The organism is Sphingomonas endolithica (assembly GCF_025231525.1).
Taxonomy (GTDB): domain Bacteria; phylum Pseudomonadota; class Alphaproteobacteria; order Sphingomonadales; family Sphingomonadaceae; genus Sphingomonas; species Sphingomonas endolithica.
Map to the genome: position 1 here is coordinate 1849303 of NZ_CP103057.1, position 13713 is coordinate 1863015.

12 protein-coding genes and 1 pseudogene are annotated in these 13713 nt (G+C 62.7%); 6 read left to right on the forward strand and 7 right to left on the reverse strand.

Annotation, left to right across the window (positions count from 1 at the left end):
* Positions 1-305: 305 nt before the first annotated feature.
* The 3 genes from NV382_RS08685 to NV382_RS08695 all read right to left on the reverse strand — a co-directional run bounded on the left by NV382_RS08685 (position 306) and on the right by NV382_RS08695 (position 2695).
* Positions 306-1040, reverse strand: a complete 735-nt coding sequence (locus NV382_RS08685) for a class I fructose-bisphosphate aldolase (RefSeq protein WP_312026773.1) — start codon at positions 1038-1040, stop codon at positions 306-308.
* Positions 1041-1224: 184 nt separating this feature from the next.
* Complete coding sequence (locus NV382_RS08690; RefSeq protein WP_260600102.1) at positions 1225-2154, reverse strand: MBL fold metallo-hydrolase; 930 nt, start codon at positions 2152-2154, stop codon at positions 1225-1227.
* Positions 2155-2329: 175 nt separating this feature from the next.
* Positions 2330-2695 (reverse strand): hypothetical protein, encoded by a 366-nt coding sequence (locus NV382_RS08695; protein WP_260600103.1) that lies wholly within the window; start codon positions 2693-2695, stop codon positions 2330-2332.
* A 128-nt stretch (positions 2696-2823) separates the two neighbouring features.
* Between NV382_RS08695 and NV382_RS08700 the strand changes: the two genes are divergently transcribed.
* The 6 genes from NV382_RS08700 to NV382_RS08725 all read left to right on the forward strand — a co-directional run bounded on the left by NV382_RS08700 (position 2824) and on the right by NV382_RS08725 (position 9842).
* The gene (locus tag NV382_RS08700) at positions 2824-5823 is read left to right on the forward strand and encodes a sensor histidine kinase (protein ID WP_260600104.1); all 3000 of its coding nucleotides are present in this window, start codon (positions 2824-2826) and stop codon (positions 5821-5823) included.
* A 13-nt stretch (positions 5824-5836) separates the two neighbouring features.
* On the forward strand, positions 5837-6472 hold the full coding sequence (locus NV382_RS08705; RefSeq protein ID WP_260600105.1) for a response regulator: 636 nt from the start codon (positions 5837-5839) through the stop codon (positions 6470-6472).
* A gap of 147 nt (positions 6473-6619) precedes the next feature.
* Positions 6620-7084 (forward strand): DUF4437 domain-containing protein, encoded by a 465-nt coding sequence (locus NV382_RS08710; RefSeq protein WP_260600106.1) that lies wholly within the window; start codon positions 6620-6622, stop codon positions 7082-7084.
* Positions 7085-7106: 22 nt separating this feature from the next.
* Complete coding sequence (locus NV382_RS08715) at positions 7107-8141, forward strand: SLAC1 anion channel family protein (RefSeq protein WP_260600107.1); 1035 nt, start codon at positions 7107-7109, stop codon at positions 8139-8141.
* A gap of 188 nt (positions 8142-8329) precedes the next feature.
* Positions 8330-8815, forward strand: coding sequence for a helix-turn-helix domain-containing protein (locus tag NV382_RS08720; protein WP_260600108.1), 486 nt, complete (start codon positions 8330-8332; stop codon positions 8813-8815).
* 34 nt (positions 8816-8849) lie between these two features.
* On the forward strand, positions 8850-9842 hold the full coding sequence (locus NV382_RS08725) for an alpha/beta fold hydrolase (protein ID WP_418066775.1): 993 nt from the start codon (positions 8850-8852) through the stop codon (positions 9840-9842).
* An 81-nt stretch (positions 9843-9923) separates the two neighbouring features.
* On the opposite strand, the gene NV382_RS08730 is transcribed toward NV382_RS08725, so the two are convergent.
* From NV382_RS08730 to NV382_RS19760, 4 genes and pseudogenes are all read right to left on the reverse strand, one after another.
* Complete coding sequence (locus tag NV382_RS08730) at positions 9924-10529, reverse strand: pyridoxamine 5'-phosphate oxidase family protein (RefSeq protein ID WP_260600109.1); 606 nt, start codon at positions 10527-10529, stop codon at positions 9924-9926.
* 134 nt (positions 10530-10663) lie between these two features.
* Positions 10664-11449 (reverse strand): ATP-binding protein, encoded by a 786-nt coding sequence (locus NV382_RS08735; RefSeq protein ID WP_260600110.1) that lies wholly within the window; start codon positions 11447-11449, stop codon positions 10664-10666.
* Entirely contained in the window at positions 11446-12375 is a 930-nt protein-coding gene (locus NV382_RS08740) for an SDR family NAD(P)-dependent oxidoreductase (protein ID WP_260600111.1), read from the reverse strand. The genes NV382_RS08735 and NV382_RS08740 overlap by 4 nt, the downstream gene beginning before the upstream one ends.
* 456 nt (positions 12376-12831) lie before the next feature.
* Positions 12832-13547 (reverse strand): annotated as a pseudogene (locus tag NV382_RS19760) (IS6 family transposase).
* Positions 13548-13713 lie beyond the last annotated feature (166 nt).

A 13713-nucleotide genomic window follows, 5' to 3' on the forward strand; every position in this document is an offset into this window, starting at 1 on the left:
CTACGATCGCGACCAGCGCGGAAGGTACGGACGCGCCGGTCACGCGATCAAAAACGCGAGCGAGGAGCCGTTGAGTAGTTCGCGAGCAAGCGCCAACATGCCCGGGGCGCTCACCGCTACAATGCCGGCTGCGCCCACCAGAACCCTCCTTCGTGACGTTGCCGACAAAGCGAGCGGAACGACTGTCATAGGGAGCCTCCATCGCGATCGAGCGTGTGCCCGTCGCATGAAGATCTATGGGGCCGCGGCCTGCGCCAACAGGAAGTTGCCACGAGCGGCCGTGAGTTGCTGCGAGCGCGAGTTCGCTAGCGCCAGCGCTTCACCGTAGACGCGGTATAGATTTGCTCGATCGCGCCGCCAAGCGTCCGGTTGAAGGTCGCATCATCCATATGATAGTCGAGATCTGCCAGGAGCGCGCGAGAGAAACTGGCTATCAGGCCGTGGTTCTGCGCTAGCCGGTCGCAAGCGACGCCACGTGACAGACCGCCTGACAGCGCGAGCAAGCGGGCCACGCGGTGGTGGCCGACAAGCGGCGCATAGCCGTCGGGCTGTTCGGGAATGGTGAGCTTTAGCATCACTTGCCGGTCACCGCTCAGGGCGTCCAGGCGTTTGGTAATCTCCGCCATTAGGTGGCTCTCGGCCGTCGCCCGATCAGGCGCCGCGCTGGAAACTTCGGGTTCGAGGATCGGCATTAGCCCCGCTGCGGCAACCTGTTCGGCAAGTTCAAACTGCTGGTCGACCACGGCACTAATCCCGACAGGATCGGCCCGATTTACGACCGACCGCATCTTGGTCCCGAACACGCCCAGTGATCTCGCGCGCTCGAGCAGATCGGAAAGGCCGGCCATGGGTTTCATCAGCCGCACGCCATCTGCCTCTGGCTCCAAACCCTGGTCGATCTTGAGGAAGGGCACGATACCGCGGTTGCGCAGATAAGCGGGAATGGACTGCCCCTCCGCCTGCCCGTCCATCGTCCGTTCGAAGAGGATCGCTGCTAGTATAGGGCGGCCGTCGAACCTGGGCGCGGTTATGATACGCACGCGCAATTTGGTGGATGAGCGCAAACATTTCCTCGTCATCGGACCAATTGCCCCGCGCGATCCCGTAAGCCTCTAGCGCGTTGGCGGTCGATCCGCCGCTTTGATCGAGCGCAGCGAACATGCCAGCGCCGGCTCTGATTTGCGCCATCATGGCGGACTCGATCATGCTAACTTCCCCGACGGTTTACACCCCGCGATACACAAGCCGCGTGAACAGCGCGCCGTTGATCAGCGCGCGCCCCCACGTGGCATCGAGTGCCGCGGTCGGCCTTGAAGCAACGACCTGCTCCTCCGACATCCCCTGCTTCTTGAGTGCAGCGACCTTGGACCGGACCGTCACCAGCATGTCGCGGAAGGCGATCAGTTGCGCGCGGTCGCCGACCGGGCCGTGTCCTGGGATGATTTGGGTGCCGGTCCCGGCCAAAAGCAGGTTGGCATCGGCGGCGCGGATCGCGCCATCGATGTCACCGCCGCCGACATAGTCGATGAAGGGATACATACCGTTCCAGAACGTGTCGCCGGTCGCCAGCACGTCAGCCTGCTTGAAGTACACCGACATGTCGCCATCGGTATGGCCTGGACGGTATTGGCCGATGGCAATCGTCTGATCCCCGAAGTGCATGATCCGATCGGCCGACAAGACTTCTTGGGGCAAATCAGCTGGCGAGATGGGCGTGAAAGTGTGCTCCCATTCTACTATGCGGAGCGTCTCGGTAAGGCGAAGCTGGGCCTGTCGATCAGCAATGATCGTCGCTCCGGCCCGCCGCAACCACCCGTTGCCATCGGCATGATCCCAATGCCAATGCGTGTTGACGACGTAGCGCACAGGGCCGTTACCCACAGTTCGCAAAGCGGCCTCGATCTTGGCTTTGGAGATGGCGATGCCGGCATCGACAAGAAAAAGACCGTCGGCTCCCGCCAACGCTCCGATATTTCCTCCCGACCCGGATAACATCGCAATCCCCCCGCGCAATTTCTGCACCTTGACGGGGTCTACGGCTGCAGCGGCGTTGATCGCGGAGTAGGGGCTACCGTGAGCACCGCCCGCGGCAAGCGCGATCCCTGCTGCTAGTGCAAGGGTGTGTAGCACTGGTGATCTGGTGATTGTCGTCATGAAATTGCTCCGAACCTGGCGAACTCTAGTTGTTGGTGACGGAGCCTAAGGTCCTCGGCGGGGTTCGTTCTAGTGGAGCGTCGTGATAAAACGTAAGAAGACGTTGGTCATGTCCATGTTGCGCCATCCGACGTACCGATGCGTCTCATCATTTATCTGGTACATGCTCCGTGTGTCAGCCGGGCAGCTGAACGGTTCGTCGGCCGAACAGCACAGCGTCGATTGAGTAGGCGCCCGGCCCGATCAGCGCCAAGGCCATCATGCTAAGGATGAACGCTGCCGAGCACGCAAGCGGGTAGATCGGCGCGACAGCGGTGATGATCGCCGCAGCAATCGCACATGCAGCCGCAATCAGTCGTGTTGGGAAGCCGACGAGCAATCCTAGCGATGTCAGATAGGCCAAGGCACTAAGCTTAACGTCGTATCCGGTGATCGAGCCGACCATTCCCGCAATCCAGATTGCGGCGGATAAACGATAGAGAATCAGCGCCGCACCAGCGACGCCTGCGGGGAACGCAAAGAAAATGTGTTTCATGCACATCCACTACGCGGTCCGGCATCGGTGGCGTAAACTCACAAAGTGGTAGGTAAAGGTCACCCATTCGGGGGAGACATCAGGCAAGCTGTTAGCGAGAACCTTTTACGGCGAACGCGCGCGAAGGGTGGGCAATGGGTTGGTCAAAGCGCGCGATGGTGTTGGCAGGTGTTTGCAGCCTCGCCATCACTACATCGCCATCTTGGGCCGAACCGATCGACGGGTACAAGCACACTGCTTGGACAGTTGAAGACGGCGCACCCGCATCGGTGCGGTATCTGGCACAATCCTCGAACGGGTACCTCTGGATCGCAAGCGGTGAGGGGCTATTCCGCTTCGACGGGGTGACGTTCGAGCGGATGCCAAGCCTGAGCGGCCCCGAACTCGGCGAGTATGAGCCGTCCGTCGTGCATGCCGCACCGAATGGCGACGTCTGGGTGGGCTACCGCCCGGGGGCGGTCGCGGTGTACCGGAAGGGTCGGCTGTATGACTTGCACATGCCCAACCCACCGGAATTCGTTACCGGCATCCAAGATGACGGCAAAGGCGGGCTGTGGATCGTCAGCGGGCGCAGCTACGCCGCACTGTCGCACTACCGGGCAGGCAAATGGACCATTTTCGGGGAAGCGGAAGGCGTCCGTGGACAGGTCAACCAGCTCTTCCTAGATCGCAGCGGAATTCTTTGGGCGACCCAAGATGGCGGTCTGCTCTACCTGAAGCCCGGCGCACGGCGCTTCGTTACCTCGCCGGCACGAGTAGCACCAGGCGTGTTCTGGGTAGGGCAAGCTCCCGACGGGCGTCGCTGGCTCTATGATCGTCGGGGTCTAAGACCGCTGCCTGACTATCCCAACGGCGCCATCGATCCGGCAACTTTCACGCAGGGGCCAGACGGCGGAAAACTGCGACGGATTCGGTTCGACCTCGCAGGAAATCTCTGGGGAACCGATGCGGTCGGTGGCCTGTTCCAGATTCCAGGTGCAAAGCTCGACGATCCCGCTGCACGGACTCACCCGAACTTTTTTACCGCGGCAGATGGCCTCACGTCGGGCGGGGCGGCCGCATCGCTCGTCGACCGTGAAGGCAATATTTGGGTCGGCACCAGCCGCGGGCTAGACCGCATGCGAAAGGCCATGGTCAGGCCACAGGCCGGGTTGGGTCCGATCTCACCTGGCTACGCCGGCGAGAGCGACGCGGGCGGAACGATCTATATCGAGGACGACGCCGGCATCCACGCGATCGGACCGCGAGGCGACGTAAAGCTGATCGCGCGCGAGGCCGGCAATATCTCGGCACCGTGCCGACGCCGGGATGGCTCGGTCGTGACCATGATCCCCAGCGCATTGTTGCAGCTTCGCCCCGAAGGCGGGAAAGTTGTCGGACCCGCCGCCAAAGATCCCCCATTCGGTTGCGCCGACGATGCGTGGGGCCGACTGTGGGTATGGAGCGCCGAAGATCGCCTGCAATGGCGAGACCACGCCGGATGGCACACGCGACCGGCACCACCAGAGGCATTGACAGCGGGTGGACTGATCTCGTCGCCTTGGGGCGTGGCCTTCCTGAGGATCGGCGCGACAGGCTTGATGCGGCTCGATCCTCATCGGCTCACGTCGGTGAAGGCGACGACGCTGGGCGTCGGGGCAATTTACAGCGTAAGCGAGGGAGATCGCGACCTGCTGATCAGCGGGACGCGTGGTCTGGCCCGCATACGCGGCGGTGCGGTTCGCAAGATCGATGGAGCCCGTTTTGCATGGCTAACCAAACTGCGCAGCCTGACCCAGACGCGCAGCGGCGACACCTGGATGCAGGCACGGGGCGGGATCGTGCGGGTCAAAACCGCCGACCTCGATCGCGCGTTCGAAGACCGAACGGCTGCTCTGCGTTACGACCTGTTCGACTCCGCCGATGGGCTTTCGAGCAGTGGACAGAAGAACGGTCTTTGGGGTCGCCAGATTTTCGAAGGGGGCGACGGGATCGTCCGCTTTCTCAGCGACTCCGGTTTGATCGCGATCGACCCGAAGGAGATTACGCGCAATGTTTTGCCGCCGCCGGTGGTAATCGGTTCGTTGACCAGCGGCCCTAACAAGTATTTCGATCCCGTCGCGGTCGACCTCCCGGCGGGGCGGACGAACATCACGATCGGTTATGCCGCGCTCAGCCTCTCGGTGCCCGAGCGCGTCCGCTTCCGCTACAAGCTGGAGGGATATGACGATGATTGGGTCGATCCGGGCAAGCAACGGGAGGCTGTTTACGGCAATCTCGCGCCGGGCAGGTACCGGTTCATGGTTATCGCCGCCAACAATGATGGGGTTTGGAATCGCAAGGGCGCGAGCTTACTCATCACCGTGGCGCCGGCATTCTACCACACCATCTGGTTCAAGGCGCTTTGCCTCCTACTCGGCGTGATACTCTTGTGGTGGGGGTACACGATCAGGGTTCGCCATCTGACCAGCCGCATGCAGGCGACCTTGGGCGTGCGCCTCGCGGAGCGCGAACGGATCGCGCGCGAACTGCACGACACGTTGTTGCAAACCTTCCAGGGGCTGGTCCTGCAATTTCAGGCTGCCGCTAACCGGCTGGCACCGGGGGGCGCCGGGCGCGACGCACTCGACCGGGCGCTGCTAAGCGCAGACGTGGCCTTGGTCGAAGGGCGAAACCGGGTGCGCGAGTTGCGCGTCGACGATGCAGAAGGAGACCTGACGGAGGGGTGGGTTGCACTCGCGGCCGAACCGGGGCCGGCGCATACCGCGCGCTTCGAACTGACCGTCGAGGGCAAGCCGCACGCCCTGCACCCCTTGGTGCAGGAGGAACTGAAACGCCTGGGGGAGGAGGCGCTGCGCAATGCCTATCAGCACGCCGATGCGTCGCTGATAGAGGTTATCGTCGGCTATCGCGCGACGCAGTTGCGGCTTGATATACGCGACAACGGCGTGGGCCTGCCGAGCGATGTCGCCGCGATCGGCAAGCGATCGGGCCATTACGGTCTGGTCGGCATGCGAGAACGGGCGCGCCGTATCGGCGGTCTTTTCTCCATCGTCAGCGGCCGGGGTAAGGGCACCGAGGTGCTGGTGACGGTCCCGGCCAAGGCCGCGTACCTCATACCGCCGCGGCGATCGCCGCTTGCATTCTGGCGTTGAAGGACAACTTGCGGTGACGACATCGACAGCTGGTCGGATCCGCATCCTCACGGTCGACGATCACCCCGCCATACGCCAGGGTATCGCCGCGATCGTCGAGATGGAAAGCGACATGCTGATGGTCGGCGAAGCGTCGAGCGGCGGCGAAGCGATCAAGGCGTTCGAGCGATTGCGGCCGCACGTCACCCTGATGGACCTGCAAATGCCGCAGATGGGTGGCCTCGATGCGATCGATGCGATCCGCGCCCGGTGGGGCGATGCACGGATCATCGTCCTCACAACCTATCAGGGCGATGTGCAGGCCGCGCGCGCGATCAAGTCCGGTGCAATGGCATATCTATTGAAGAGCTCATTACGCACCGAGCTTCTTTCGGCGATCCGCGCGGTGCACGCGGGCAAGCGCCACATTGCCGCGGAAGTTGCGCAGGAGATGGCGTTACGTTCTGGCGAGGAGACGCTGACCGAACGGGAAATCGCGGTTCTCAGTCTCGTCGCGGAAGGCAATGCCAACAAGGCGATCGCCTGGCAGCTGTCGATCTCCGAGGACACGGTGAAGACGCATATGCGCAGCATTTTCGGAAAGCTTTGCGTCGACGACCGGACACGGGCGGTTACCGAAGCGCTTAGGCGCGGGGTGATTACACTGTAACCGCCGGCAACAGACATGCAGCGCGACCCATGGTTATCCACACATTTCGAAGCTCGTGCTTTCTGGAAAGACCTTCTTGCCCGGCGCGTCCACCATGGCGCCGAGCGCGCGCATCAAGCGGGTGCCAGGTAGGACAAGGCGGCCGCAATGCGAAGCGTCCTGGGTGTGCTATTGCTGTCGACGGCGCTGATCGGTGGCTCGTTGCCCGAAGCAGCGAACAAGCCTGGAGCGCCCGAAATATCGGCGGTCATCCCGGTCGAACGGCTGCATTTCTATCAGAACAAGCAAGGGCTGACCGTCGCCGATGGCTGGGGCGACCCGGCCGCTGGCCCACACAGCAATTTCATCAAGATGCCGGCCAACGCGAAGAGCGGCCTGCACACGCACAGCTTCAGCTATTACGGCGTGGTCGTCACCGGCGTACTGGCCAACGAGCCGAGCGACGCTGCCTCCGCGCGCCGGCTCGGCGCCGGCTCCTATTGGTACCAGAAGGGTGGCGAGCCGCACGTCACCAACTGCCTTTCGGACACCGGTTGCCTGATCTTCGTGACGTCGAAGGGGCCGTTCGACTTCCACCTAGTTCCCGTCGCGACAAGGGCTCGGGAGCGCTGATTTGCCTGGGGCGGACAAACTCGTGGCTGCGCCGGTCGCGGAGGATGAGCCGCAGCGAGCCGATCCGGCTGGTGTCGCCGCGGGCGTGGCAGCGGCGCGCCAGCGCTTCGACTATCTGCCGGTGGCGCTGTTCGCCTCGGTCATGGGCCTGTCGGGGCTGAGCGTGGCTTGGCGACTGGCGACGCATCTCTACGGCGTGCCGATGGGGATCTCGCATGCGATCGCGATCGTGGCCGTGGCGGCCTTCCTCCTGTTGACGATCGCCTATCTTGCCAAGGCGATCCTTGCCTTCGACGCAGTCGTTGCGGAATTCCGGCACCCGGTTGCGGGGAATCTGTTCAGCACGGTGATCATCAGTTCGCTGCTATTGCCCATCGTGCTCGCGCCGCACGCGCCGTTTCCGGCAAGGATCCTGTGGACGGTCGGTGCAGCCGCTATGTTCGGGTTCGCGTGGCTGATCATCAATCGCTGGATGAGCGATCGGCAGCAGATCGCGCACGCGACCCCGGCATGGATCGTGCCGGTGGTCGGTCTGCTCGATGTGCCGCTCGCCGCGCCATCGCTCTCCCCGGCGCCGCCTGCCGACCTGCTGATCGGCTGTCTCGCAATCGGTCTGTTCTTCGCCGTGCCGTTATTCACCATGATCTTTTCGCGGCTGCTGTTCGGACGTCCGCTGCCGCCCGCCTTGCAGCCTGCTGTGCTCATTCTCGTGGCGCCGTTCTCGGTCGGCTTTTCCGCGTACGTCGCGATTACCGGGCAAGTGGATGGTTTCGCGACGGGGCTCTACGCTTTGACGATATTCCTGCTTGCCGTCCTGCTCGGCCGGCTGCGCCAATTGGCGCAGTGCTGCCCGTTCCGCGTCGCGTGGTGGGCGGTGAGCTTTCCGCTCGCCGCCTCGGCGAGCGCGGCGATCCGCTTCGCCGCCGCGACACCGAGACTGGTGCCGAGCGCAATCGGGCTGGCGTTGCTCGCGCTTGCCTCGTGCGTGATCGCGGGCCTGTTCGTGCGGACTCTCCTCGGCATCTTCCGCGGCGAACTGCGGACGCTCAGCACCTGACTGGCGGCTTGCGCGTCATTCCGACCGTCGTTGGGCCGCGGGCGGGACTCGCTCCAACTAACGATCGCTGCCGCATCCTCACGGGCAGTGCCGCGCATCAGCGGCTATCCAGGCTACGACGATCGGGGATGCTGTCTTTGCGCAGCGCCGATTGCCGACACCGATCCATCCGGTCGAGGATAGATGAGATGAGCGCCGAAGCACCTTTCCTCCGCAGCAGCCAAGCCGCTGTAAGATCGCCGCCCAGCCAGTTGTCGTCGTGGCGGCTGAAGAAGGTTCAGGCTCTCGTCGAAGCGAACATCGTGGGTGAGCTGCGGCTCGGCAATCTGGCGGCCGCATCGGGACTGTCCCGCATGCATTTCGCGGCCCAGTTCCGCGCGGCGACCGGCCTCAGGCCGCACGATTATGTGCTGACACGCCGGATTGAGCAGGCCAAGCGGCTGATGGCGCAGGGCGATAAAAATCTTGCCCAGGTGGCATTCGATTGTGGTTTTCAGACCCAGGCGCATTTCTGCACCGTCTTCAAGCGCCTGACCGGCCTCACGCCGGCGCGGTGGCGGCGCCAGCATATTGCGGCGCGTCAGCTCGTCGAGCGCGCGCCTGCCCGCGCCAGTCTGCCGCATTGCACTGCGCAATCTCCCGCCCCGCTCCGGCCCGCCGCTCACCTGGTGTGACGAAGCTCTTCAACCCAACGAGAGAGAGACCGACATGACAAGATCACGATATCGCGACCTGGCCTCGTGCGTCGCGCTGTTCGCACTAGCGGCCGCTCCGACTGCCGCCGCCCCGCGTGCGGCGTCCGCCAAGCCCGCCGCCGCGAGGATGGCGCCGGTCATCATGACCCGGTACCATACCGAGAAGATCGACGGGATCGACATGTTCTATCGCGAGGCGGGTCCCGCCAACGCCCCGGTCGTGCTGCTGCTCCACGGCTTTCCGACATCGTCGCACATGTTCCGCAACCTGATTCCGCTGCTCGCCGACAAATACCATGTCATCGCGCCGGACTATCCAGGGTTTGGCCAGAGCGGTGCGCCCGACCACAAGGCGTTCGCCTATAGCTTTGCGCATTATGCCGATCTGATTGACAAGCTGCTCGCGCAGAAGGGCATCGAGCGCTACGCGATGTACGTCATGGATTACGGCGCGCCGGTCGGATACCGGCTCGCGCTGAAGCATCCCGAAAGTGTCAGCGCGCTGATCGTTCAGAACGGCAACGCCTATGAAGAGGGCCTCGGGCCGTTCTGGGATCCCATAAAAGCTTATTGGAGCAGCGACACGCCCGCGCATCGCAAGGCGCTCGAAGGCTTGATGACGCTCGAGACTACCAAGTTCCAGTATACCGACGGGATGAGCGACCTGTCGCACATCTCGCCCGACAATTGGACGCACGATCAACCGCTGCTCGACCGGCCCGGCAATCTCGACATCCAGCTCGATCTGTTCAAGGATTACGGCACTAATGTGCCGCTCTACCCTCGGTTTCAGGCGTTCTTCCGCAAGTACAAGCCGCCGACGATCATCGTCTGGGGAAAGAACGACAAGATCTTCCCGGCGACCGGCGCGACGCCGTACCTGCGGGACCTGCCCGACGCTGAGTTCCATCTGATCGATTCCGGGCACTTTGCGCTTGAGGATAAGCTCGACCAGATGGCGCAGCTGATCCGCGGTTTTCTCGATCGGAAAGTTGCAACACGTTGATCAGCCCTTCACAGCCCGCATCCGCAAACAGGTTTGCGGGTGCGGGCTCCCGTATCTATCGTATACGCGCGGGTTGTACTGTCAGCTCGAGGGATGCTCGATCTTGGCACGGAGCGTTCTGTTCTCTGCCTCGAGCGCTCGCAGCTTCGCTCGAAACGGGGCTAGCGCCGTTTCCAGTTCTCGCTCGGTATAGCGCGGCGTTATGTGCTGCGGGCAGTTCCAGTCGAACGCCTCTATCGTGATAATCAGGCCGCGCTCCGCCTCCGCATGGTAGCCGTCGCGCAGCGGCTCTAGCAAATCCGCATCGCTGTCCACCGCGATAGCGCGAGCGCGGCCGAGCAGCTTGAGGCGTCGGCGGTTAGGGTAGTCGACGAGGAACAAGGCTACTCGGTCGTCCCCGACGAGGTTGCCGACAGTGACATACTGTCTGTTACCGCGAAAGTCCGCGAAGCCGATCGTGCGATCGTTGATTGCCCTGAGGAAGCCGGCGGGCCCACCACGATGCTGTACATACGGCCAACCCGTCTCCGAGACCGTGGCGATGTAGAAGCTGTCACGCGCGGCAATGAAATTACGCTCAGCATCGGTCAATCGGTCATCGCCGGCGGTGTCCGCAGCGGCAAAGCGGGCGTAGGCGGCGCGCGAGCCCAGTTGCTGCTGAACAGCCTGCACCTGCGGGGTGAACATCAGGTCGGCGAAGTTGTGGGTCACAGTCTATCCCCTTGGATACCATTACGCGGTGTCACGGCAAGATCCCTTGGGACGGCTTAGGAGCTCGCCTCGACCAACAGTAGCGCCCCACCGAAGCCTGGGCTCGCCGATCACCTGCCACCAGTCGGTTCGATACGCGTGGCGCGGGCGTGTCTTGGCACGCTGGGTAGCCGGAGCGTCACGACAGTTCCGACGCCAACACGCGTTTCGAGCTCCACCATCCCGCCTGCGGCGCGTGTGAAATCCGCCACCATCGCGAGACCGATGCCCGATCCCTGGCCTGGCGGCCGCGTGGTGAAGCGGGGTTCAAAGGCGCGTGCTGCTATCTCAGCAGTCATTCCGCAACCGGTGTCGCCGATGCGCATCACCACCGACGGCGCGCCTCCCAGCGACGGCGCGTCGCAGGTCACGGTCAGCGCCATGCGACCACCGTCCGGCATCGCACGAACAGCGTTGCCAACGATGTTCAGAAGCACATCGTCGAGCGCTTCCGCGGCGCAGAGAACATCGGGAACCTCCTCATCCACGAGAAACTCGACGACGATGGTAGATCCGGCGAACAGCAATATGGTATCGCGCAGGCGCTCCAGCCGTTCAGAGATTGAGACAGGAGCACCACGGGGTTGTTCGTCTCTGCCACCGTCGGCAATCTGACGGCTCAGCCGACTGGCACGCGTCAACGATGTCTGGGCGCCGTTGAGAAGGACTGACAGCGACGCCGACGCATCGTCGCCGACCGCCCTTTGAATCAATCCGAAGGCGCTCGTTATCACCTGCAGATGGTTGCAGAGGTCGTGCGCCAGGAAGGCCGCATCTTTTTGGGCTGCCACGCTCACTGGTCCGCTCTGATCACCCACGCCAGCGGGGCCGACGCGTTGTGCATCATCGCTGATCACTTGCTGGCCTCCTTGATCAGCCGCCGTGACACGTCCCACAATCTCGCGGCATTGTCGGGATCAAGCGCGTAGGCGGCATAACCGCCGGTGAAGTCTGTTGGGCGACGAGCAACCTTTTCTGCCTCATTGCAGTCTTCAAAATATCGGCCGCTGATGCCGTCCAGCAGAGGCGACGCCGCCAGCAAGATAGTAGTGGCGGCGCCCTGCTCAGGTGTCTTCCGACGTTCGGGCGGGGTTTTCAGGCCGCCGGTATGCTTCTGGAGCCCGGTCGCGATGGCACCGGGGTTCAACGCGTTCGAAAGAATGCCGTCGCTGGACCATTGTTGCGTAATTCCAACCGACAGCAGCGCCGCCGCCGACTTCGACTGCCCGTAGGCGCCGATCGGGGTGTAGGGCACGAAATCAAAGCCAAGATCATCGAAGATGACTGGCGAGAAGAAGTGTCCGCTTGAGCTTACCGACACGACGCGCGCGCCGTTCGCCGCTGCAAGATAGCGGTGCAGCCCCAGCGTCAGCGCGAAGTGACCGAGATAATTAGTGCCGAATTGAAGCTCGAATCCTTGTGAGCTCCGCTCGAGTTCCGGCACAGCCATGATGCCGGCATTGTTGATCAAAACATGGAGGGGACCTGCCCAATCACTCACGAACGATCGGACTGAGCGGAGATCCGATATATCAAGCTGCCGCACCTCGATTGCTGAATTGCCGATCGCCCTCCGAAGTTCCTCGGCAACCGGCTTACCGGCTTCAGGGCGCCGCACTGCCAGCGTAATTTCTGCACCCGCTCTCGCCAGCACCCGTGCGGTTTCCAGGCCGATCCCAGCCGCGCCCCCCGTAATTAGGATGCGCTTGCCGCTGAGATCAATTCCCCTCGCTACTTCTGCGGCCGTCGATTGAAATCCGAATGGAGTGGTGAGACGCTGCATAACTTCCTCGTGCGCTGGGACGGGGTGCTGATCCTAATACCTTGATGACAAAGTAACCTGGCGAACTGGTAGTGAATATCTGTTGGATCTTGCGAGCTCTGCCGTTTGCGAAATCAGGACTTCACCTTCACGCTGGCAATGTCTGGCGCGAAGCCAGCGGCCCAGCACAAAATTTTCGACTAGTGCTGCAAGCGGTACTGTCGGACTAACCACAATTTGGTTCGTTCGTTCGGACGCGTCCGACCGTAGCCGAACCGGAGCTCGGGGGATCACTCCCGATAATCATGAATGTCTTGAATTGGGCGCATAGCGGACGTTTGATACCGCACCGCCAGATAGCATTCGACTTATGCTGCAAGCAGAGCATTGGTGTGCCCGTGAACGCCGGCGGGGGTGCTGTCAGTCTAATGCGAACCGCTCTCCACACGATGCACTCTGGTCTTTGAGCGCGATTGCCTAGCTCGCCACCTGACCCCACTCAGCCAGTGCGGCTGAGCGGCGTTCCTTGTAGGTCTGGCGGTCGACGAGATGGCGTTCGAGATTGAAGTGGTTGTGGACGTTGGCGTGCACGCTGGCAAACTTCTGTAGCGACTTCATCCGCCTGAACCTGAGCATCGCTCGCTCCCTTCTTCGGAACGAGAGGTGGCTGTTCTCAACCCGGTTGTTGGCCCAGCGTCCGACCTCCTGCTTCTGCTCGTTACCCAGCTCTTTCATTGCTGCACGATAAGAGCGCAGGCCGTCGGTGGTGATTGCCTCAGGGCTGCCGTGACGCTTCAGCGCCTTCTTCATGAAGCGTAGCGCTGCCTCCTTGTCGCGGGTCCTGGTGATGTAGCTCTCGAGGATCTCGCCTTCGTGATCGACCGCTCGCCAGAGGTAGACCATCTCGCCATTCAGCTTCACGTACATCTCGTCCAGGTGCCAGCGCCAGTGCCAAAACCGCGCATTCGCGAAATACGCTGCCGGCGTATGTCGCCTGCGAACATCGGCCCGAACCTGTTCCACCACATCCGCACCGTCTCGTGGCAGATGTCGATACCGCGCTCGAACAGCAGATCCTCAACGTTCCTGAGTGACAGCGGAAACCGCACGTACATCATTACCACCAGGCGGATCACCTCGGGTGATGAGTTGAAGTAGCGAAACGGGCCGGCAGGCTTGCGGGGGCGAGGCATGCCGATCCCTACCCCACCCCGCCTAACGATCGGTGCATTTGCTCTGACAGAGCCGTGGAGCGACATCACGTTGTACCGAAGAGCGAAGGCGGCACGCGAACTGTGCCAGTGCACCCGATCTGCCATCGCACTATCCATGCCTTTGTGGCGAACCGCGACTTAGCCA